Source organism: Bdellovibrio sp. KM01 (assembly GCF_013752535.1).
In the GTDB taxonomy this organism is placed as follows: Bacteria; Bdellovibrionota; Bdellovibrionia; order Bdellovibrionales; family Bdellovibrionaceae; genus Bdellovibrio.
Genome location: NZ_CP058348.1, coordinates 3,255,984 through 3,277,991 on the forward strand (window position 1 = coordinate 3,255,984; position 22,008 = coordinate 3,277,991).

A 22,008-nucleotide genomic window follows, 5' to 3' on the forward strand; every position below is an offset into this window, starting at 1 on the left:
AACCCCCGACTTTAGATCGGGGGTTTTTTAGACTAGAACCAAACTTCGTACTGGTAGCCCACGTTGAAACCGCTAGATTTGTCCGCAAATGTCGGAGCGCTGTTCCCGATGTAGCTCGCACCTTGGTTCGCTGTATTCCAGAATGAATAAGAAGCATAAGCACGCATAACTGGACGTCCCCAGATGCTTTTCTTAAATGAAAGTTGTGGAGCAATGGCCACACGACCCATATCACGTGGACCTACGTAGCCACCACCGGCGTCTTTTTCATTTTGATCTTCGTAACGAGTGTAGCCAACTTCTGTTGCCAATTGGAATCGGTCCGTGAAGTAGTATACCGGACGAACACCGACACCTTGCCACTGGACCACATTGTCTTGATCCAAACCGTTGCTGCCATAGCTTGCAGCGAAGCCAGCCATAAATGCCCAGCGATCCACAACATCCATGGACCAGTCTTCAACCAAGCGAACATTCCAAGCTTTGTTTTGGGCGCGTTGAGAAGCTTGAGAAGAATCAACAGCACTGTTGCCGTAAACGTTGAAGTCTTTCATCGCGCCTTGACCAAATTCAAGCACGGCTTTGTTGTAACCACCCAAGCCTTTGCCTTCAAGTTTTGTCGCTAGCACATAACCATTTGTTGCCTCGAAAGTTTTCGTGCCTTGAGTGCTTTCTTTCGCCCAGGCATAAACTCCCCAGAAGCTGATGTTTTGTTCTGCGAACACTGGAATCGTTGAGTATCTGAAGTCCCAGATATTCAAAACCGGACGACCGATAGATGTCGTCGCAAAATCTTCATTGGCTTGAATCAAGTTCGCGATTGCCAATTTACCTGGGCCTACTGGAATGGCTTCAACACCGGCACCCACACCTGCCATCTCGCCGTAGTAGTACCAGTCGAAGATGAACAAATCGACGTCACGATAGAATCTTTTACCAATCCAATACTCAATCGGATTGCCTTCAAAACCACCGGCTTTTACGTAAGCTTCGATTTCAGATTTAGGAATAGTCGTGGTTACAGTCGCGTTTGCGCCTGAAGTATCGATAGTTTGGGTCGATTTGCTTGATTCCCATTGACGTAAACCGTCAGAACTATACGCGTAGCGTAGTTGCGTTCTGAAAAATGAGGGATCGGCCTCATCTGCCTTTTTGTGATGGAATACGAATCCTAATTCAGTATAGAAGTCGCATTCATTTCCTAAACGTAGGAAATTACCCGGCAAATTCTTATTGCGGAAGCATTCCATTTTGCCGCCTTCTTGGCTGATCCCTGTGCCACCACGAAGATACGTAGTGAAGTCAGCCTCGAGAGCGTGTGCGTTATTAACGGCAAACAATATCGTAAGAACCCAAAAGATTTTTTTCATACCCTATTCCTTGAAAAACACGAGGCTTACCCATAAAGTCCCGCCCTGACCAGACCTGATGCATGGAATTAGCAAAAAAAGTAAGGGGATTGCTTTGCTAGATCGACGCTTGAATCTATTGCTGACATTCATTTTCACAGCACTTTCATTTCTATTATTAGATAATGCGTCCGCAGCGTCGCCTGCACGCGCGCAATGGTTGAGCTCGCAAAAGATGTTGGTCAAACTTCCTCAAGGTCTTCGTGTTGCCGACAACATGAGTTTTCAACTGGCCAACAGCGATATCAATTTCAGAGATGTTCCGCGCACTTATCCTCTTCCAGTCCTGCAACGTCAGGACAACTATGCGGTGGTCAGCACGGCGGGTTTAAACCGCCAGATGATCGAGGATTTGATCCATCGTCCTCTTAAAGTTTTTGTCACCAATGATCAAAACCAGCTTCTTGATTCGACGGCGATTCAGTACGCGGGTCTGCTGGATGAACTTTATGCTTATCGCGGTAATGATCTGGGTGTAACGAATCAAGGTTCGCAATTTCAATTGAAACTGTGGGCTCCGACGGCTTTCTCTGTGCGAGTGGCATTGTTTGCTTCGCCGACAGCGATGCAATCAGATGCTGTACTAATTCCGACTTATCAAAATGGCGTTTGGACGACATCAGTTCCCCGTCAGTACCAAAATTATTACTACCTCTATGAAGTGACGGTTTATCAACCGCTCACGGACCGTATGGAAACGTCTTTGGTTACCGATCCCTACAGCATCAGTCTTGCGATGAATGGAGCAAAATCTCAACTGGTAGATTTGGATAGCGGCGAGTCTAAACCATATGGATGGGATAACCTGACAAAACCCTATCTGAACTCTTTCAAAGACATAACAATCTATGAACTTCACATCCGCGACTTCAGCGCCAACGACGAAAGCATCCCTTTCGTGTATCGCGGAACTTACGATGCTTTTGCTCAAGGATCCGGCCGTGGAGTGCAGTACCTGAAATCCCTGGCTGATGCAGGTTTAACCCACGTTCATCTTTTGCCATTCAATGATTTTGGATCTGTGAATGAAGACCGCGCGACTTGGGAAACGATCAATGCGAACTCCTCGAACCTTCAGGATGCTCAAGGCGCGCTTTCGCAAATTCGCGCCCGTGATGCTTTCAATTGGGGTTACGATCCGGTTCACTTCTTTGTTTCCGATGGTTCCTATGCGATGGATCCGCAAGGGTTGTCTCGCGTGCGCGAAACTCGCACCATGGTTCAGTCCTTAAACACGCTGGGCTTGCGCGTGGTTCAAGACGTGGTGTTCAACCACACATATGAAAATGGACTAACGGCTTTCTCGGTTTTCGATAAAATCGTACCTCTGTATTACTACCGCCTGAACGACGAGGGTTACACTTACAACTCTTCTTGTTGTGCCGATACGGCCAGCGAACACTTCATGATGGAAAAACTCATCGTGGACTCAGTGGTTCATTGGGCAAAGAACTATAAAATTGACGGATTCCGTTTTGATTTGATGTCTTTTCACTCGCGCTCGACTTTGATGAAAGTGAAAGAGGCTTTGCGCTCTTTGACTTTGCAACGTGACGGCGTGGATGGTTCTCGCATCTATATATATGGAGAGGCTTGGCCGTTTGGTTCTTTCTATAATCAGAATCCCCAGGAATCCATGAGCCAGTTGAATGCTTATGGAACCGGTATCGGTTTCTTTAATGATCGTCTGCGCGATGCGGTTCGCGGTGGCACAACAAGTTCGTCTGAAAAATCAGATCAGGGTTTTGCCACAGGATTGTATTTTGATTTCAATCAGGAACCAGCAAATCAAAACACGCCGACGGATATCAATCAGCAAATGGATAAAATTCGCCATTTGGGTGATGTGATCAAAGTGGGTTTGGCTGGAAATCTTCGTGATTTCTCATTCCGCGAACACTATGGAAATGTGATCTTGGGTGGAAACCTGCTTTACCGCAACAGCCCTGTCGCAACTTCTGCAGAACCGATTGAAACCATCAACTATGTTTCTGCTCACGATGGTTATACGTTGTGGGATGCGATTCAGGCGAAAGCGCCTTTCTATACTCGTGGCCGCATTCCCGAAACAGCCACAGCTTCAGAACGTCAACGCATGCACCAATTGGCAATGGCGATTCCTATGCTGAGCCAGGGCATTCCATTTATGGAATCTGGCGTGGAGCTTTTGCGTTCCAAAAATGGGGACCAGGACTCTTATGATTCGGGAGATTATTTCAACCGTATCAACTGGACAGGCAACGACAACTATTGGGGTCAGGGTCTGCCACCCGCTTGGAAGAACTATAATGACTGGGCTTTCTGGCAACCCCGCCTGCAAAATCAAGATTTGAAAGTAACACCGCAGTTGATCGCGCAAACTGCGAATTACTACAAGGGCCTTCTGCGTCTGCGTAAAGGCAGTTCACTGTTTAAAATGAACTCTTTGGAAGAGATCATGAACGGATTGGTCTTCCTGGATAATGAAGGCACGATTGAACCGGGCTTGATCGCCATGGTTCTGCACAATCCGAAAGAAGCCCTTTTGATTATGTTCAACAGCTCGAGAAACCCTCGAGTCTTTTCTCACAAAGTATTGAGCTACAACTGGGGTTACGACCCTGCGTTTGGACCGAATGTGGATCCTTTGCTTGCGCAAGTGATTCTCAATCGTGCTCAGTCTCAGATTCAAATTCCAGGTATGACAACAGTGGTGTTGCGACTGGCAAAGGGATCTTATTTTACGGGTGTTAAGTAATGCGCTATTATTTGTTTTTATTGATCACGTTTTGTTCGATGGCTGCTCAAGCGGAGAAACTTCGTATTCACGTATGGCACCAAATGATCTATGGCCACCGTCAAGTCTTGGCCGAAGTTCTTAAAGAATTTGAAAAGCAAAATCCCGATATCACGGTTCAGGCAACTTATCGTGAAACTGAAGAACTGCGCAGCGGATATCAATCTGCTGCTATGGGTGGATCAGGTCCGGAGCTGGTTTACGGTCCTTCGGATCAAATCGGTCCCTTTGCCACCATGGGCATCATCCGTCCTTTGGATGATGTTCTGGGCGCAGACTATTTCAAACAATTCGATCCGTTGGCGGCTCCGACTTACAACGGTAAGCACTTTGCTATCGGCGATGCTGTCGGCAATCACTTGATGCTGATTTATAACAAAAAACTTCTTTCAACTCCCCCGAAAAACTCGGACGAGTTGATCGAGATGGGTAAAAAAGCAACCATTGATAAAAATGGCGACGGCCGTGTGGATCAATGGGGCTTGGTGTTCAACTACACAGAGCCATTCTTTTTCGCGCCCTTTATTCCTGCGTTCGGTGAAGACTTTATTAAAAACGACGTTCAGCCGAATTTGAATACACCAGCCCTGGCAAATACTTTCCAGTTCATTCTAGATTTGCGCGATAAATATAAAATCATCCCCAAAGAATGCGATTACGAAACGGCCAATGCTTTGTTCAAAGACGGCAAAGCCGCGATGTTGATTAACGGTGACTGGTCCTGGGGCGATTACAAAGAGGCGAAAGTTGATTTCGGTATTGCCCGTATCCCGATGATTTCTGGAACTGGCAAATGGCCGGCTTCTTTGGTCGGCACCAAAGGTTATTCCCTGAACGTAAACATGAAATCACCAAAGCATCAGGAAGCGGCTGTAAAGCTGTTGATGTATTTGACTTCCACACCGGTTCAGCTTCAATTCGCTGAAAAAGTGGGTATCTTGCCATCCAATCTGGATGCGCGTGATTCTGACATTGTTAAAAATAATCCGCTTTTGAAAATCTCTGCAGACATCATGGAAGTCGGCCATCCTTTGCCGATCGTGCCTGAAGTGCGTGCGATTTGGGACAGCTTGCGTATTCAATACCAAAAAGTATTGGCTGGCAGTCTGACTCCACAAGCAGGTGCTCAAGGCGCTCAAGTTCTGGCTGAAAAACAAATCGCCGAAATGAATGAAGTTCTTAAGCCTGATGCCGGTGCTTATGTGCTGAAAGCGATTTTCGCTTTGGTGATTCTGGGTGGTTTGTGGATGTCGCGCAAATCTTTGGTGGCCTTCATCAAAGGTTTCCAAGGTCCTAACCGCTTTGCTTACTATATGATGCTGCCGGCATTCATCGGTATCTTTGCGGTGATCGTATATCCATTCTTCTATAATATCGCGATCTCGTTTTCGAACTTTAGCTTACGCACGTTCCAAGATTGGTCGCTGGTAGGCTTTACTCATTACGTGAATGCGTTTTCGGATCCGAAATTCTATTCGTTGTTCTTGAAAACCGTGATTTGGACTGTCGTAAACGTTTTCTTCCACGTGACGTTGGGTGTGTTCTTGGCTGTTATCATTAATCAAGTGATGCCATTCCAAGGATTCTGGAGAGCTCTGTTGATCATCCCTTGGGCTGTTCCTCAGTACATCACAGCTTTAACCTGGAGAGCGATGTTCAATCAGGAATACGGACCGATTAATATCGTTCTGCAAAAGTTTTTGCACTTGTCTCCCATTCAATGGCTCAGCCAACCGACGACGGCCTTTGCGGCCTGTATTATCACCAACGTATGGTTGGGTTTCCCATTCATGATGATTGTAGCCTTGGGCGGATTGCAGTCCATTTCTCATTCGTTGTATGAAGCTGCCCGTCTGGATGGCGCGACTTCATGGCAGCGCTTCCGCCACATCACGTGGCCGTTGTTGATGCCTGTGATGGTTCCAGCAGCGCTTTTGGGTTCTATCTGGACATTTAATAACTTGAATGTGATCTGGCTGGTTTCAAATTCCGGCGAACCGGGAGATCAAACGCACATCCTGGTATCTTATGTTTATAAAGCGGCCTTCAACCTATATCGCTACGGTTATGCAGCGGCTGTTTCTGTGATCATCTTCCTGATCCTGGTCATCTGGGGCTTGGGAATGCTTAAGTCACAATACCAAAAGGAGACCAAGTAATGGTAAAACGTCTTCTCGCTTGGGTTTCGATCCTTTTGTTTGCAGTGTTTTCTCTGTACCCGATCGTTTATGTGATTTCAGTTTCTCTTCGTGGCGACAATGCTTTCCAAACGCAGTCTTTGGAAATCGTGGGTCCTAACTCCACACTTAAAAACTTTGTTTCTTTATTCACAGAAACAGACTTTTTGTTGTGGTTGAAAAACTCATTGATCATCAGCGGAGTCACAACATTTGCAGGCGTGGCGCTGGCTTCTTGCAGTGCTTATGCTTTGTCTCGTTACCGTTTCCGTGGTCGTAACATGATGTTGTTCTCACTTCTTACGACACAGATGTTCCCAGCTACAATGTTGATGCTTCCGTTCTTTATTATCTTGTCACAACTGCATCTGATCGACAGCTTCTGGGGGTTGTTCATTATCTATTCCTCGACAGCGCTGCCGTTCTGCATCTGGCAGATGAAGGCGTACTATGACACAATTCCGCGCGAGCTTGAGGAAGCAGCGCTATTGGATGGTTGTTCGCGCTGGATGATCTTTACAAAAATTATTCTGCCGGTGTCTTCACCAGCACTTGTGATCACGGCTTTGTTCAGCTTTATGTCAAGCTGGTCTGAATACGTGATTGCCGCCGTGGTTCTGCAAGATCCACAGCTTTATACTTTGCCATTGGGACTTCGTTCCTTCCAGGCAAGTCTTGCGACTCAATGGGGCCTGTATGCAGCGGGTGCCTTGATCGTAAGTATTCCAGTTTTGATTTTGTTCATCAGTATTTCCCGTTATTTGGTTTCTGGTCTGACAATGGGAAGCGTGAAGGGTTAATTTATGGCGAATATTGAATTTTCTAATCTGGCAAAAAGTTTCGGCTCCGCCAAAATTCTTAAAGACATCAATTTGGAAATCGCTTCGGGCGAGTTCCTGGTGTTGGTAGGTCCTTCTGGTTGCGGGAAATCCACTTTGCTTCGCACACTTGCGGGTCTTGAAACTTTGGATTCAGGAACGATCAAAGTTGGCGGCAAGGTTATCAACAATGTTGAGCCTCAGGATCGTGACCTGGCGATGGTTTTCCAAAGCTATGCTCTTTACCCGCACATGACTGTCGAAGAAAACATGGGCTTTGGATTGAAGTTGCAAAAAGTTTCTGCACCGGAAATCGCAAAGCGCGTGAAAGAGATCGCGGATCTTTTGCAGATCTCTCACCTGCTTGAACGTCGTCCGAAAGAACTTTCGGGTGGGCAACGTCAGCGCGTGGCTTTGGGCCGTGCCTTGGCTCGTAAAACTCCGGTGATTTTGTTCGACGAACCCCTTTCGAATTTGGATGCGCATCTGCGTACGCAAATGCGAGTGGAAATCAAACGTCTTCATGAAAATTCCAAATCCACGATGATCTATGTGACCCATGATCAAATGGAAGCGACAACGATGGGTGACCGTATCGCTGTTCTTAAAGATGGCGTGATCGAACAAGTTGGGACTCCAACGGATATTTACCACCGCCCCAAAAACATGTTCATCGCAAGTTTCATCGGTTCCCCAGAGATGAATTTCATTGAAGGCAACACCGTTCGCCGCCTGCCATGGCCGGAAGCTCAAAAAGCCGACCAAGTTTTGGGGATTCGCCCAGAAAGCTTTAAATTCAATACAGGCGATCTGAGCTCCCATGACATTGCTCTGGGCGATTACACAGTGGAACTGTCAGAAAACCTTGGGGGCCAACAAATGCTCCATGGATTATTAGATGGCCAAAGTGTGAGAATTATTACGGATTCCATGGATAAATTTTCCAAGGGGCAAAAGGTTCCAGTAAAAATAGATCTGACAAAGGCTCACCTGTTTGATAAGAAAACAGGACAGAATCAGCGTCTATAGGAGACCACATGTTCTCAAAACTGCAACGATCCATTTTACTCCTGACTTTTTTGTTGGGTACTAGTTCGGCCCTTGCAGCTCCAAGAACAGTTTTCGTTCAATTGTTTGAGTGGCCCTGGAGAGAAGTTGCACGTGAGTGCGAGTTGTACCTGGGCCCATCTGGTTTTTCCGCTGTTCAAGTTTCGCCTCCCCATGAACACGTTGCTTACAACGGTGCCTGGTGGGAGCGCTATCAAGTTGTCTCATACAAATTAGAATCCCGTGGTGGCAGTGAAGCGGAATTCGTCGACATGGTTCGACGCTGTAACGCTGCTGGTGTCGACGTTTATGCCGATGCTGTCTTGAACCACATGGCTGGTTTCCCACAAGGTGTAGGTTTTGCCGGCTCCACGTTCACTCAAAGAAATTATCCAGGTATTTACAGCCCGAATGACTTCCACAGCTGTGGTCGTAACGGCAACGACAACATCGTTAATTACCGTGACCTATACGAGCTACAAAACTGCCAATTGGTGGGCTTGGCCGACCTCGCGACAGAGTCTCCGTACGTACAACAAAAAATGGCCGATTACCTAAACCACCTTTTGGATTTGGGAGTCGCGGGTTTCCGCTTTGATGCTGCGAAACACATCGCCTCTAAGGATTTGATTCAATTAAGCCGTCGTTTGAAACGTTCTGCTTACATCTTCCAGGAAATCATTCACGACAACTACGGCCCGGTTACTTATAACGAATACTTCCCGGCTGGTGATGTGACGGCTTATGAATACCCCTTCATCCTGGGTGCAAGTATCAAGAATGGCCAGTTGGGCAACTTGATTAATGTCGCTCGTGGTATGCCTGACAGCAGCCACTCCGTTGTGTTCGTAACCAATCATGACTTAGAAAGAACTGGCGATGCCAGCATTCTTCGTTACACGGGCGATGATCACTACATCTATCGTTTGGCGCAAATCTTTATGCTCGCGTTCCCGTACGGCTATCCACAGGTTTACTCTGGATACAATTTTAACTCTTACGATCAAGGTCCTCCATTGGGCACGGATCTGCGCACGTTGGGGATCCTGACGCAAAATAACGCCTGCGTTTCACCTTGGACTTGCGAGCACCGCTTGCCTGAAGTGGCTGCGATGGTGAACTTCCGAAACCAAACGGACAAGGCTTTCTATGTATCCAACTGGAACACAGACAATTCTACGTTTGTTTCTTTCAGCCGCGGTGGTTTGGGTTTCGTAGCCCTTAATTTCTCAAGCAATCCGATCACACGTGAATTGCAAACGGGCTTACCTGCGGGCAGCTATTGCAATCTTACTGGCCCGTCTTACAGACGCCAAACTCGCAAATGTACAGACATGAAATACGACGTCAATTCGAACGGCGCAATCACTGTTACCTTGCCTCCTTACTCATCTCTGGTACTTTTGAATCGCGATCAAACAAAACGTACAAAGTAAGGGCCTACTCCAGCGGAGCTGGAGTACATCGGGTGTAGTGGGATATGAAAAAGAAAACTTATACAATCGGTTTTGATTTAGGTGGAACTAAACTTGCGGCAGCTCTTCTGGATAACTCTGGAAATATGCTGGATTTCGTAAAAGTACCGGTCGATATGAAGCGCGAGGGCTCGGCCCAAAAAACTCAACAGCGCGTGATTCATCTGATTTCTGATATCGCTCAAGATTTCAAAAAACGTTTTCCCAAAGAAACAGCACCCTCTGTGTTTAAAGGTATTGGTCTTGCCAGTGCGGGTCCTTTGAATGCTGAAGAAGGAAAACTTTTGCACCCGGTGAATTACCCAGGTTGGAAAGTTGTTCCTATTCGTGATTTAGTAGAAAAAGAAATTAACAAAAACGGTTTTAAAACCAAAGTGTACTTCCAACATGACGCCACAGCTGCGGCCCTTGCAGAGGGATGGGTTGGTGGAGCACAAGGCATGAAGTCCTTTGCTGTTGTGACAACAGGAACGGGCGTGGGTACAGGTATTATCTTTAATGGAATGCCTTGCCAAAGCGGTGGCATGGGCTCTGAATGCGGGCACTTCGTAATCGATATGCCCGGTCTTAAAGCGAATCCTGATAAAATTCATCACTATACTGTGGAAGGTCTCTCCTCGGGCACGGGACTTTTACGTCGCGCCAAAGAAATGGGTTTCACTGGAAACTCCGTCGAACAACTGGTTGAGACAAAAGATCCAAAGTACGATGTCTTGTTTGCAGATATGGCTTTTGCGTTGGCAAGTCTGTGCCACAATCTTTCCATCGCCTTTAACTTGGAAAAAATCTTTATCAGCGGCGGTTTGATTAAAATCAAAGATCTGTTCTTCAAAGATTTGAAAGCGAACTATTCAAGAACCATTCGTCAGATCAATACGGATCTTGAATGCAAAATTGAAATCGCAAAAACCAAAAATAATGCGGGCGTTTTGGGTGCGGGTTATCTTCCCCACCTTTATGGTAAACCGGCTCGCAAAACGAAATAGACTTTTTCGAATAACAATCCCAAAAATCCACACCCAGGGGCAATCTTCCTCTGGGTTTTTTATTTTGCCAGCCTCAGCTGTCATTAATTCAATTCTGACCGAATTTCAGTCTAGGTCTGCTCTTTGCAATTCAGTTTTGCAAGGAGGCTGTATGGTAACTCACAAGACAAACCCATCTCATCCAGAAGACATTGTCCAGCTGATCAAGAAAGATCATAAGCCTTTGAAGGTGTTGCTGGGAATTCTAAAGAACGAAAATGTCGCCATCACTGAAAAACGCGCCGCTTTTACAGAGTTCGCTCCCCTGTTGGAGGCCCACGCCAAACCTGAAGAAGACACCTGGTATACGTCTTTAAAGCGCGAACACCCGATGGAAGTTCAGGGCATGGAAGGCGACCTGGAACACCGACTTTCAGATCAAATTTGTAAGGACATGAAAAAAACCGTCGACGACAAATCCTTTATGGCAAAAGCCAAAGTATTGGCTGAACTCGTCGAGCACCACATCAAGGAAGAAGAAATGGAAATGCTGCCGGAATACGAAAAGTATGCAACCTTGGATGAGCGAATTGAACTCGGTCATCGATATCTTGAATTACAACAAGAAATTGAAAACCGACAATACAAGGAAAGCCATAAGTTTCCATCGTCAGTATTGGATAACATTCAGGGTAAAGTCGGCGTGCCGATTTTGCTATATATCCTCGGAGTTCCAGGATTTGTTGTTATCCTGCTCTGGTTTTTCTTCTTCCGCGGGGAATAAAAAAAAGGGAGCCCCAGTGCGTGGGGCTCCCTTTTTTCCTCTATTTACGATTTTCGATTTTCGCGTATCTAAGTCAGACTACTTTTTAAGCTTAGCCTTAGCCAAGATTTTACCCGCTTCAACACCTGGTTGATTGAAAGCATCAATTTTCAAGTACTCGCCCAAGCCTGCAACAACCAATTGCCAGAACATGAACAAGTAACCCAAAGTTTCTTCATCCAATGCTTTGGCTTTTAAAGTCATAGTAGAAACACCGTTTGCAACCAGGGCTTCTTGAGTTGCCAAAGCCTCTGCTCTTAGCAATTCACCCATCGTGCGACCTTGCAGATCCATAGTTTCTTTGAACTGGGCATTTTTAATACGCATAGAGCCGCCTTCAGCTTCGTCTACACGTTGGAAAATGACGAATTTATCTTTCGTGCCTTCCATTACCTGTTGCAAGATCGAGTGCTGATCAGAAGCTCCAATCGCTGCAATCGGAGTACTTACGCGAGGCGCGGGAGTCCCTGCGCGAGTCACAGGTTTCCCCAAAGACTCTGCCCACAACTGAGCATACCAGCCGCCGAAATCTTTCATGCGAGAGTTATAAGACCATAACAATGTGATCCACTCTTCACGGCCATAGGATTGAACCACTTGAGCCATTGTTTGGGTCACCGTCGCTGTGTCTAATAAAGCGCGCTTTGCACCAACACGGAATTTTTCCAAATCCAAGCCCAAGAATGCAGCCGGGAACATACCTACCGGAGAAAGAACAGAAAAACGGCCGCCCACGTCTACGGGGATTTCACATTCAGGTACTTTGTGCTTGCGTGCCCAGTCAGTCAGGGAGCTTGATTTCGTTTCAGAGATCACGATTGAGTTAGAAGCAAGGTGAAGACCCTCATCTTTGTAAACTTGATCCAAAAGTTCCAAAGCACACAAAGACTCAATTGTCGTTCCGCTCTTGGAGATAAACGCCCAGGCAACGTCTTTCAAGTCACCCAACTCATCGATCAAAGTTTCGAAAACCAGGGCATCCACATTATCAACAAAGAACATGTTGTTGGCGTTGAAGACTTCTGCGATCACGCGAGTTCCCAAAGAACTTCCACCCAAGCCGACGATAACCAATTTTTTAAATTTAGAAGACATCTCCGAGCCGGCTTTGTGGGATTGTTGCCACAAGTTGATGCGCTCTACGAGTTGCGGGAAACCAATTTCTTTTCTTTGCAAAAACAATTTCAAAGAAGATTGGCATTCCTGAATAAGATTTTCGGGATTTGTATGATTCGCCTGCGTGATTTCCAACATCGTGATTTCTCTTTCCAACAGAGTTTGTCGGAAAAATTACGAAATCGCGACGTCTTCCTCGATACGATGATATCCGTTCCACTCTTTCAGACGTCCACGGGGGCGTCCGCCGTCTTCAGGATATTCAATCAAGCAATAGGTCAGTTTCGTGATTTTTCCAAGAGACACGATATCTAAAGAAGTGATCTCAGTCCACGTTCCTGTATTAAAATATTCTTTGTGTTCCGACCATTGCCTGTATTGGTACACATGGGTGTGCCCAAAGACCACAGTATGCACTCTGTCATCGTGAAGGATTTTACGCGCCGACTCACTCAAATCCGGAAAGATCGCGCTTTCCAGGATAACCTGGATAATCCTCTTCAGAGGCCAATGACGGCGGCTGTCCTTAACAAACACGCTCCTTAAAAAGTAGCGGTTTGCCATGAAAAAGCCACGCACCAAGCTCATGGTTTCATTTACCAGCGCCCAGCGCAGCATTTTACCAAACGGACGAATCTTATCCACATGGGGATACGTCTGTTTGATTTTCAATACGACTTCCAAAAAGAAGTGAGAACCAAATGGCAGATTCAAGATCGGCTCCACCAAGTTCTTTTTTAGAAAGAATTTTTTGGGGTCCATACGATTCGCAGCTTCATGCATGTGCCCGTGCTCAATGTGAACACCATCAAAGAAATAAACGATGTTTTTAAAGCGCACCGGCGCACCAATCACTTGATTCACGTAGGCACGGCAAGCAGGCCACAACATTCCCTGATCGTGATTGCCGACGATATAGGTGATGGACTTTCCTGGTTTGGCAGCGAATTCGGCCATGGCTTTAAAGACGTTTTCGTGGCCTTTCACGATGTCTTTTAGAATATCCAGGGTCACAGCTTCGGTAATGACTGAAAGGAAGTGCCCTTTGTAATCACATTGAAGAAAGTTAAAAAAGTCACCGTTGATGATTAGTTCAACTTCGTAATCGCGGTAAACTCCGGTAGAGTAGTAATGAATGAATTCAACCAGTTTATCGCCGTAATAGAATTCCTCGAGCGAATTGATCCCACCCTCAGCCAATAAGCGTCCTTTGCCCAGATGCAAATCGCTGATAACCACCTTGATTTTTTTTACTGGTGCGGGTTTTGCGACGACTGCCAAGCCGTCGCTGACTTCCGCTGGTGATGTGGTGGACTCCATGAATTCCTACTCAGCCTTCTTGAGTGGAACAGGTCCGCCTTCCTCTTTGACTTCCAAATTAGAAAGGGCCAAACGTAGAGCACGCTCTGTACGTTTGAATTGGTCCTGATTCCCCTCGATCGTCTTGTTCAACTCAAGACATTTATTTCTATAATTATCGAGTTCCTGGGAAAGCTGATCAATCTTTCTTTTCTGGTCAAGGATATACTCATCTTTGGACCGAACTAACGCGGCCTTCTCTGCACGCAAAAGCTCTAGACGATTTTCCAGTTCGCGTTCACGAACACGGATCTTTTTGAAATCTGATTTTAGTCTGGTTTCCAGCTCTTCGACTTTAACGCGAGCTTTGGCCACTTCGTTTTCCTTGTACTGAAGGTTGCCCTTCAGGATCAAGATCTCGCTTTGGAAAGATTCACGGTCTTCCGCTTTCTCTTTTTCCACCGCCACGATGCGCACACCCAGTTCGTCTGTACGAGCGCGAATGATCTCCCCGGCGGAAGCCAGTTCTTCATTTTCACTGCGCAGACTTTCAACTTCTTTTTCCAGTTCCAAGATGCGCTGTTGAGCTAGCTTCAGATTTTCTGCCTGAGCCAAGCTTGCATCCACGGAAGTCATCACGTTTGCAGAACCTGCACGGTTGCTGCCACGGAAGTTACCAACGCTGACTTTCACGTCCACGTCGTTGTTTTTACGACCGCCCACACGGGCATTCGCAAAACCCGACACAGCCAGAGTACGATCCGCATCTGTACCAGCACCGGAAGTCATTTTCGAATTTGTTAAATTCAAATCTTGAATCGAAACCGTTTTATCTTCTTTTTGACTGTCCCCTAGCGAGGCCGCCAAATTGTCCACCGGACTTGTAAAGTCATCCTGGTAGTTCGAAGATGAAGCCGGCACATAGTGCTCCTCTGATGGAGTTGGCATTTCTACCACGACATCATCGGGCTCATCATCAATGCTATCGGCAGATTGATAACCGCCATCCGCGGAAGGACCTTGATAAGGTTCTTCGACAGGCATTTCGTATGTTGGATATTTTGGGCGAGGAGGTAAGTCAAAGCCCACCGGCTTTTCGCCATCTAACAACTCATCACCGGAAGCAAATTCTTCCACACCGTGAGCGGCATAGTCATCGTCAGCCTGATGGCTGGTGTATTCTTCTGCTCCACCTGGGAATTCAGAAGCATCGATTTCGGCACCGACATCTTTTTCCAGGCCAGCCCACATATCTTCACTCCCGTCTGCATCTGCAGATGGGGTCTGATGGAAATTCGTTGGCTCTTCGCCGGAAACTTTCCCATCTTTATGAAACGACGCATCCTCTTGAATACCGCGGACATCGTCCATCAGTGATTCAATCAGGTTTTCCGCCGCTGAAGATTTCTTTTTTCGTTTCGACATACTAGTGGAATTATCGGAAATTCCTCAACTTCTCTTAAGGAACTCCCACGGGATTCCATCTAACTAGAACAAGGTCCAGCCCCCAAAGGTACGGACACACTTTCTCCAACCTCCGCCACATCCAAACCTCATAAAACCGTCTCAATAAGATACAGGTGGTCATTGAAGAATGATGCCGATTCGCGCGGTGGAGAAAGTGTGTCCGTACCTTGTGGCGCAGGACCCCGATTGTATTAAATATAGATTGTACACAATTTAATTGCACACAATATAAATGGGAGTAAGATTGGGTGTATGAACAAGAAACTTCTCTTGCAAAATCAGCTCTGTTTTCCGATCTACGCGGCTTCGCGATTGATCACTCAGCTTTATGGTGAGCACTTTAAAGCTTTTGATCTGACTTATCCGCAGTACTTGGTATTTTTGGTTTTGTGGGAAAAGGCTCCACGCAAAGTGACGGAGATCGCAGATCTTTTGATGCTCGACACCGGAACTGTCACTCCGTTGATCAAGCGGATGGAGAAACGGGGATGGATCGCGCGCAAACGTTCTGCCAAGGACGAACGCACAGTGGAGGTTCATCTGACTGCTGAAGGTCGCAAGCTCGAAAAACACTTCTCCACTTTGCCCGACAAATTGCTTTGCAATGTCGATTGCAGAAAAGGTGAGCTTGAGACGCTTCACAAAACTTTGAATAAACTTAATGAGCAAATGAAAATAACCTTAGAAGGAGGTCATCATGAGTAAGCTCTATACAGCAGTTGCGACCGCAACTGGCGGACGCAACGGAAAAGTAGAAAGCTCTGACGGAGTCCTAAATCTTGAAGTACGTATTCCCAAAGAAATGGGCGGATCTGGTGGGGCCTTCACCAATCCAGAGCAGCTTTTCGCTGCCGGATACGCGGCTTGCTTTGATAGCGCGCTGAACTTCGTAGCCATGCAACAGAAAACGAAAATCACGTCTTCTGTAACGGCTGATGTGGGCATCGGCCCTAACAACGCTGGTGGCTTCGCCCTTGCAGTTAAGCTGCGTGCGAAAATCGAAGGTGTCGAGCGTGCAATCGCTCAGCAACTTCTGGAAACTGCTCACAAGGTGTGCCCATATTCCAACGCAACTCGCGGCAATGTTCCTGTCGAGATCGAACTAGTCTAACCCCTCCCGTAAAAGGCAAAGACTACCTATTCAAATAATAAAAAAGGCAGGGACTCCCCTGCCTTTTGCTTTTCCAAAAAAGTGCCTGCCGGTTTTTTGCAGAAGCACCGCGCTTGCGCACCGCACCCCCAAAAGGTACGGCGTACCTTTTAGACTGTGATGACTTTTTTGTATTCTGCTAGGCGCTTTTCCAAGTCTGGCAAAGTCACTTTCGAAAGTGCTTTTACAGAGAAATCCTGGATCGTGTGAGACGCCATCATGGAACCCATGATGCATGCTTGTTTCAAAGTGTTCACTGTTGGAACTTCTTTTTGTGCAGCGATGTAACCGAAGAAACCACCGGCGAATGTATCACCCGCACCTGTTGGATCGATCACTGTTGGGATCGGCATGGCCGGCAAGATGAAGTAACCGGATTCTTTTGTGTACATAGCGAAACCATACTCGCCACGTTTGATAACAACGGCAGAAGGACCCATTGCCGTGATCATTGGAGCTGCAGAGATCGCGTTCGAAGCGCCCGTCAGCATTTTTGCTTCGCCCTCATTGATCAATACCAAGTTCACTTTTTTAACAACTTCAAGCAAAGCGTCTTTCTTGATGTTAATCCAAAGGTTCATTGTATCAAGACCCACAAACTTAGGTTGTTTTACTTGAGACAAAACTTGCAACTGAAGCTCAGGAGCGATGTTTGCCAAGAATACGAATGAAGAATCTTTGTAGTGCTCTGGCAATTGTGGATTGAAGTGTTCAAAAACGTTCAACTCTGTGTTCAAAGTTTTCGCTTCGTTCATGTCGCCTTCGTAGGAACCCGCCCAGTGGAATGTTTTACCAGGAACTTTAGAAAGACCCGCCAAATCAACGCCACGGTTGTTCAAAAGATCGTAGTCTTTTTGATCGTAGTCTTCACCCACAACGCCGACAACACGCACTTTGGAAAACAAAGATGCTGCCAAAGAGAAGTAATTCGCAGAGCCACCCAAAGCACGATCTGCTCTGCCTGATGGAGTTTGAATTGAATCGTATGCAAGGCTTCCTACTACTAAAATTTCAGACATTTTAAATTCTCCGGGATAATTCTACTCCGGCGGAGCCGGAGTGTAAGTCAGTACTTAGCGCTTCGGCTTTTCGAAGCGCTATGAAGACTATTGAAGTTCTGTTTCGTTTTCAAAGCTCATCGCAGCAAATGCCGCATTTTTCGCTGCATGCTCTGCTTTATGCTCTGCCATCAACTCACGTTTTGCCTTCGGCATACCTGCCAATTTGGAATTGGAGATATCCATCGTTGCGTTTTCTTCTTTGTGCGTGCTGTTCAACTGACCGCAAGCTGCAAAGATATCGCGCCCCATGGAACGACGAAGAAGAACGTGGCACCCCAGACGGTTCAATTCCGTGTGGAAAGCTTCGATTGTCGCGTCAGAAGGACGCTCGTACGGCGCGCCTGGATGTTCATTGAATGGAATGATATTGATTTTGCATGGTACGCCACGAGTCAGCTTCGCGACCTGACGAGCGTTTTCGATAGAATCCGTCACACCTTTCAGCATCACATACTCGAACGTCACCTTGTCGCCGGTTTTGTCAGTGTACTGCTTGCACGCGTCCAGCAACATTGTCGTGTTCCATTTTTTATTGATCGGCATCACTTGGGTGCGGATTTCATCTGTTGGAGCATTCAAGCTCACAGCCAAACGAACTTTGGCATCAGCGATACGCCACATTTCTGGAACGATACCAGAAGTCGATACCGTGATTTTCTTACGGGACAAATTAATACCCCATGGAGAGTGGATCACGTCGATAGTTTTGAAAACAGCTTCTGGATTGTCCAGTGGCTCGCCCATACCCATGAATACGATGTTCGTGATGCGTTGGCCTTCAGACAAAGAATCATGAACTTGCATGAACTGACCAACGATATCTTCAGTACGAAGTCTGCGTTTCAATTTTTGCTTACCCGTGAAACAGAATTTGCAACCGATGTTGCAGCCCACTTCAGAAGAAATACAAAGAGTCAGACGACCTTCAGATGGAATCACCACGGATTCAACACTTTGGTTGTCGCCCATATCGAACAAGAACTTTTGCGTTCCATCAACGGATTTCAAGTGAGTCAAAATTTTTGGAAGCTCGAAAGAAAGAAGCTTCGGAAGTTCTGCGCGGAAGTCCTTGGACAAATTCGTCATTTGCTCTGGATCTGTCACACGTTGTTCGTAAACCCATTTAAAGATTTGTTGAGCACGGAATTGCTCTTTGCCTTTACCTTTTAGGTAAGCTTTCAAATCTTCCAAGGTCATGGAATAGAAATTTGCGGCTTTATTTTCTAGGGGTTTTGCAACGTCGTCGTCAGCGTAGTTGATAGGTGCAAGAGCAGGACTCATGCCTTCGTTCAATTCCATCTCGGGGCTCCTCGGCTTATTACAGCCATGCTTGTTACAGCTGGGATCTTTATTTGATCCCTTTGGTTAGGATTAGCTGGTTTACACTCCGACTTTGTCGGAGTACGTGCAGCGGCCGATTATGTAGCATAGGAGCCCCTGAACGCCTAGCAAATCCTCTGATTTCAGCGGTTTAGCCAATAAAAAAGGCCCTTAAAAAGAGCCTTTCTTGCAAAAATTGCTTATTTGACCAGAGCTTGGTGGTTATTCTGCGACCTTCAACAGGTCAGCCTCATAGTAACAGGCCTTTCTGAGTACCCCGGAGCGAAGTGTTTCATCATCTAAGGCCACCATCACACCGCGATCAGTACGAAGTAAACGAATGCGCACACCCTGCTTGTTTCCAACAGACCACGTGCCACGAACGTTTGCGGCCCAACCTTCTCCACCCGAAGTGACGGCAAAGGATCCCGCCGTGTCGCGATCATTGCGTGTCTCGTAATTCATCACAGAATGTCGGTTTGATTTATAGGCATTAACAAAATCAACTCGGTGAGATTCAAACTTAGCGTCGCCAACTTTCACACTGACACTTTTAAGGCTGCCAAAGCAGTATTGAATACAATAATTGTTATTGAACTCTTTTACACGAGGTTCCCCCTCGATGACATAATTTCCGATAAATTGATCGAACGGATCTGAAGTTTCAGCGAAGGCTTGAACCGAGAAAAGTAAAATCAACGATGCGATGAACTTCATGTTGGATCTCCTGATAGATTTCTAAAATCTCATCAGGATCGCAACTCTTGAGCAATCAAAAAGGGAATGCCTAATAGCTTTTTCGTATCGCCATAATCCCAAGCTGTTGAAATCATTGCGGCAGCAAAGGTCCACGCCTTCATTCTTTGCAAATCGAAGTTGATCTGCTCATTGAGAATCGCCATACGACGTTCCAATGTTTTTCTTAAAGGTCGATTGACAGGATAAGCATCAAGAGGATTGTACATCATCACTGCCATTTCAAATGTCGGATCACCGACATAGCCGTGAGGATCAATGACTTTCCAGGAATACTTATGTTGCAGAATGTTGTCGTGATGAAGATCTCCGTGAAGCAAGCGATCCTGGCTGCGATCCAACGTCAGCTCCGCGATAATACGACGGGCTTTATCGATCATACGATCGTCGACGGCGCCCTTTAAAACATCCAGATCTTTCGCAAGGTCCGCGATATGCTTGAAGGCTCCACTGGTGACGGTGCGCGAATTCAGCTCTCGAATGACGTTGGCAATAATGATCGTCTGTTCGTCGTCACTCAAATGTTTGGAGTGTTTTAAAGTCGTACCGGGCACCAGGAGTTCCATCAGTGTGGCACCCAAAACTTTGTCTGATTCGATCACTTGGGCCGCGACGCCGTTAAAATGGCGCAGCCACTGGCGCTCGCGATCCAAGGATTCAATATCGCAGCCGGTTTTTACGACCACTTCCAAACCGTCGGATTTACGTTTTGAAGCTCCCACGAAATGAAACGACAAATTGTCGATGGGCTTGATCGGCTCCAAATTCCAAAGCTCTTGAATTTTAAGAATGTGAGAGTCAAATTGGGAAAGCCAGGCCTCGCCCGGGGCCTTCCAGGTGGTCACAATATTTTTATAAAGATTTGAATCGCAAGAGATCAAAAAAGCCTCCCATCCATCAAAGGCTTAGTCTTTAAAAACGTCGTAGTTCAAATCCAATTGCGGACCCAACCACATAGCCGCTTGCGTATGATCATAATGATCATCACCCGTCAGCTCATGCACCAGCACCGATAAATCACCGCGCTCGTGCATTAACCATAATACCACGTCTGTGAATTTCTCTTTGGGAAAATTAATTTCAAACATTGGAGTCGGATGAGGACCAATTGGTTCAGGAATCAGCTGCCCCGTGAAAACCACTTGATCTTTGAATGAGACAATCGCTTTGTTACGAAGCTCTTCGGCGAACGCGAGTTTGTCTTTTTCAAAGTAAATGTGCGCATCAAACTGCCTCGGGAATCCCTCCGGCAGCAGCTTCGAATTTACCTTGTATGACTTTTCCATAAGGGTTCTTAATGTACTTCGTTGATATATTCGATTAATTCAGGAATCTCACATGGTACGCAGCCTACTTTGCCGACCACAACACCAGCGGCGTTGTTGGCGAGCATGCAGCTGTGAACCAAGGAAAGTCCAGAAACCAAGCCCAGCGCCAATGCGGCGATAACAGTGTCACCCGCGCCTGTAACGTCGAATACTTTTTGTGCGTAAGTTGGAACTTCAGTTATTTGATCACCGGAGAAGATAGTCATGCCATCTTTTCCACGCGTCAAAACCACTTCTTTGGCGCCTGTGATTTTTTGCAAAGCACGGCCAACTTCGACAACCTTATTCGGGTTGCCTTTCAAATCGTCGAAATCCATGCCCGTCAAAACAACCGCTTCGTCGTAGTTTGGTTTGATTAAATCAACGCCTTGATAGAACGAGCCCTGATTGTTGCGATGTGGATCGACCATCAATTTCTTTCCCGCTTTTTTGCAGATCGCAGAAACCTTTTCAACCACATTTCGAGAAACCACGCCCTTGGCATAATCTTCGATGATCACGCAGTCCGCTTGGCCAACATGTTTTTCAACCATCGCCAATATGCGGTTTTCAGTTTCTTCGGAAAGATATTTTCTAAGTTCATAGTCCACACGAACAATTTGCTGCTGCTTAGCCATCATGCGCGTTTTACGAGTCGTAGGACGCGCCTTATCCACGATCATGTATTCCCAGCTCACACCATTTTTCGCAGCAAGTTCTTTCAGAAGATTCGCACCCGTATCCTCTCCCACCACAGAAACCATCAGCGGAGTGCCACCAAGACTGGCCACGTTTTGTGCGACATTGGCAGCTAGGCCTAAACGCATGTCTTCTTCTTCCACTTCCAGAACTGGAACCGGAGCTTCGGGACTGATACGACGAACCTGACCCATGACATACTCATCCAAGCCAACGTCCCCGATAATGAGGATTTTTTTACCCTTCAAAGCAGGGATCTGCTTGATCAGAAGGTCTTTTTCTTGTGGGCCTAATGTAGCTTGTATAGGTGCTGTCATTTTTTCACTCCAAAAGCCATTTTTAA

Annotated in this window: 19 protein-coding genes; 9 read left to right on the top strand and 10 right to left on the bottom strand. The window is 46.5% G+C overall.

Translation table 11 applies throughout. The annotated features are described in order from the left end of the window. Positions 1–32: 32 nt before the first annotated feature. Positions 33–1,370: a carbohydrate porin gene (locus HW988_RS15640; RefSeq protein ID WP_255490064.1), complete on the bottom strand. Its 1,338-nt coding sequence runs from the start codon at positions 1,368–1,370 to the stop codon at positions 33–35. 94 nt (positions 1,371–1,464) lie between these two features. Here HW988_RS15640 and pulA point away from each other — a divergent pair, with 94 nt between their 5' ends. The 7 genes from pulA (at position 1,465) to HW988_RS15675 (ending at position 11,451) form a co-directional block, all read left to right on the top strand. Next, positions 1,465–4,146 (top strand): pullulanase-type alpha-1,6-glucosidase, encoded by a 2,682-nt coding sequence (gene pulA, locus HW988_RS15645; RefSeq protein ID WP_255490065.1) that lies wholly within the window; start codon positions 1,465–1,467, stop codon positions 4,144–4,146. Beyond that, positions 4,146–6,344, top strand: coding sequence for an extracellular solute-binding protein (locus HW988_RS15650; RefSeq protein ID WP_181605107.1), 2,199 nt, complete (start codon positions 4,146–4,148; stop codon positions 6,342–6,344). Before pulA ends, HW988_RS15650 begins: the two co-directional genes overlap by 1 nt. Further along, positions 6,344–7,162 carry a sugar ABC transporter permease gene (locus tag HW988_RS15655; protein ID WP_142701400.1) on the top strand — a complete coding sequence of 273 codons (819 nt, stop codon included), beginning with the start codon at positions 6,344–6,346 and terminating at the stop codon, positions 7,160–7,162. Before HW988_RS15650 ends, HW988_RS15655 begins: the two co-directional genes overlap by 1 nt. Before the next feature lie 3 nt (positions 7,163–7,165). Next, complete coding sequence (locus tag HW988_RS15660; RefSeq protein WP_181605108.1) at positions 7,166–8,209, top strand: ABC transporter ATP-binding protein; 1,044 nt, start codon at positions 7,166–7,168, stop codon at positions 8,207–8,209. An 8-nt stretch (positions 8,210–8,217) separates the two neighbouring features. After that, positions 8,218–9,663 (top strand): alpha-amylase family protein, encoded by a 1,446-nt coding sequence (locus HW988_RS15665; RefSeq protein ID WP_181605109.1) that lies wholly within the window; start codon positions 8,218–8,220, stop codon positions 9,661–9,663. Between the two features lie 44 nt (positions 9,664–9,707). Further along, positions 9,708–10,688, top strand: a complete 981-nt coding sequence (locus HW988_RS15670) for an ROK family protein (protein WP_181605110.1) — start codon at positions 9,708–9,710, stop codon at positions 10,686–10,688. 151 nt (positions 10,689–10,839) lie between these two features. Further along, positions 10,840–11,451: a hemerythrin domain-containing protein gene (locus HW988_RS15675; RefSeq protein WP_181605111.1), complete on the top strand. Its 612-nt coding sequence runs from the start codon at positions 10,840–10,842 to the stop codon at positions 11,449–11,451. 78 nt (positions 11,452–11,529) lie between these two features. On the opposite strand, the gene HW988_RS15680 is transcribed toward HW988_RS15675, so the two are convergent. The 3 genes from HW988_RS15680 to HW988_RS15690 are packed head-to-tail and all read right to left on the bottom strand — an operon-like array spanning position 11,530 to position 15,330. Beyond that, complete coding sequence (locus tag HW988_RS15680) at positions 11,530–12,744, bottom strand: glucose-6-phosphate isomerase (RefSeq protein WP_181605112.1); 1,215 nt, start codon at positions 12,742–12,744, stop codon at positions 11,530–11,532. A gap of 36 nt (positions 12,745–12,780) precedes the next feature. Then, on the bottom strand, positions 12,781–13,926 hold the full coding sequence (locus tag HW988_RS15685) for a metallophosphoesterase (protein WP_181605113.1): 1,146 nt from the start codon (positions 13,924–13,926) through the stop codon (positions 12,781–12,783). A 6-nt stretch (positions 13,927–13,932) separates the two neighbouring features. Continuing rightward, positions 13,933–15,330 carry a hypothetical protein gene (locus HW988_RS15690; protein WP_181605114.1) on the bottom strand — a complete coding sequence of 466 codons (1,398 nt, stop codon included), beginning with the start codon at positions 15,328–15,330 and terminating at the stop codon, positions 13,933–13,935. 294 nt (positions 15,331–15,624) lie between these two features. Between HW988_RS15690 and HW988_RS15695 the strand changes: the two genes are divergently transcribed. After that, on the top strand, positions 15,625–16,077 hold the full coding sequence (locus tag HW988_RS15695) for a MarR family winged helix-turn-helix transcriptional regulator (protein ID WP_181605115.1): 453 nt from the start codon (positions 15,625–15,627) through the stop codon (positions 16,075–16,077). After that, positions 16,070–16,483 (top strand): organic hydroperoxide resistance protein, encoded by a 414-nt coding sequence (locus HW988_RS15700; protein WP_181605116.1) that lies wholly within the window; start codon positions 16,070–16,072, stop codon positions 16,481–16,483. Before HW988_RS15695 ends, HW988_RS15700 begins: the two co-directional genes overlap by 8 nt. Before the next feature lie 149 nt (positions 16,484–16,632). On the opposite strand, the gene HW988_RS15705 is transcribed toward HW988_RS15700, so the two are convergent. From HW988_RS15705 to rfaE1, 6 genes are all read right to left on the bottom strand, one after another. After that, positions 16,633–17,541, bottom strand: coding sequence for a PfkB family carbohydrate kinase (locus HW988_RS15705; protein ID WP_181605117.1), 909 nt, complete (start codon positions 17,539–17,541; stop codon positions 16,633–16,635). Positions 17,542–17,628: 87 nt separating this feature from the next. Next, entirely contained in the window at positions 17,629–18,882 is a 1,254-nt protein-coding gene (gene rlmN / locus HW988_RS15710; protein ID WP_181605118.1) for a 23S rRNA (adenine(2503)-C(2))-methyltransferase RlmN, read from the bottom strand. 243 nt (positions 18,883–19,125) lie between these two features. Next, the gene (locus HW988_RS15715) at positions 19,126–19,620 is read right to left on the bottom strand and encodes a hypothetical protein (RefSeq protein ID WP_181605119.1); all 495 of its coding nucleotides are present in this window, start codon (positions 19,618–19,620) and stop codon (positions 19,126–19,128) included. Between the two features lie 32 nt (positions 19,621–19,652). Continuing rightward, positions 19,653–20,540 (bottom strand): aminoglycoside phosphotransferase family protein, encoded by an 888-nt coding sequence (locus HW988_RS15720; protein WP_181605120.1) that lies wholly within the window; start codon positions 20,538–20,540, stop codon positions 19,653–19,655. 24 nt (positions 20,541–20,564) lie between these two features. After that, positions 20,565–20,945 carry a DOPA 4,5-dioxygenase family protein gene (locus tag HW988_RS15725; RefSeq protein WP_181605121.1) on the bottom strand — a complete coding sequence of 127 codons (381 nt, stop codon included), beginning with the start codon at positions 20,943–20,945 and terminating at the stop codon, positions 20,565–20,567. An 8-nt stretch (positions 20,946–20,953) separates the two neighbouring features. Beyond that, positions 20,954–21,982, bottom strand: coding sequence for a D-glycero-beta-D-manno-heptose-7-phosphate kinase (gene rfaE1, locus HW988_RS15730; protein ID WP_181605122.1), 1,029 nt, complete (start codon positions 21,980–21,982; stop codon positions 20,954–20,956). Positions 21,983–22,008 lie beyond the last annotated feature (26 nt).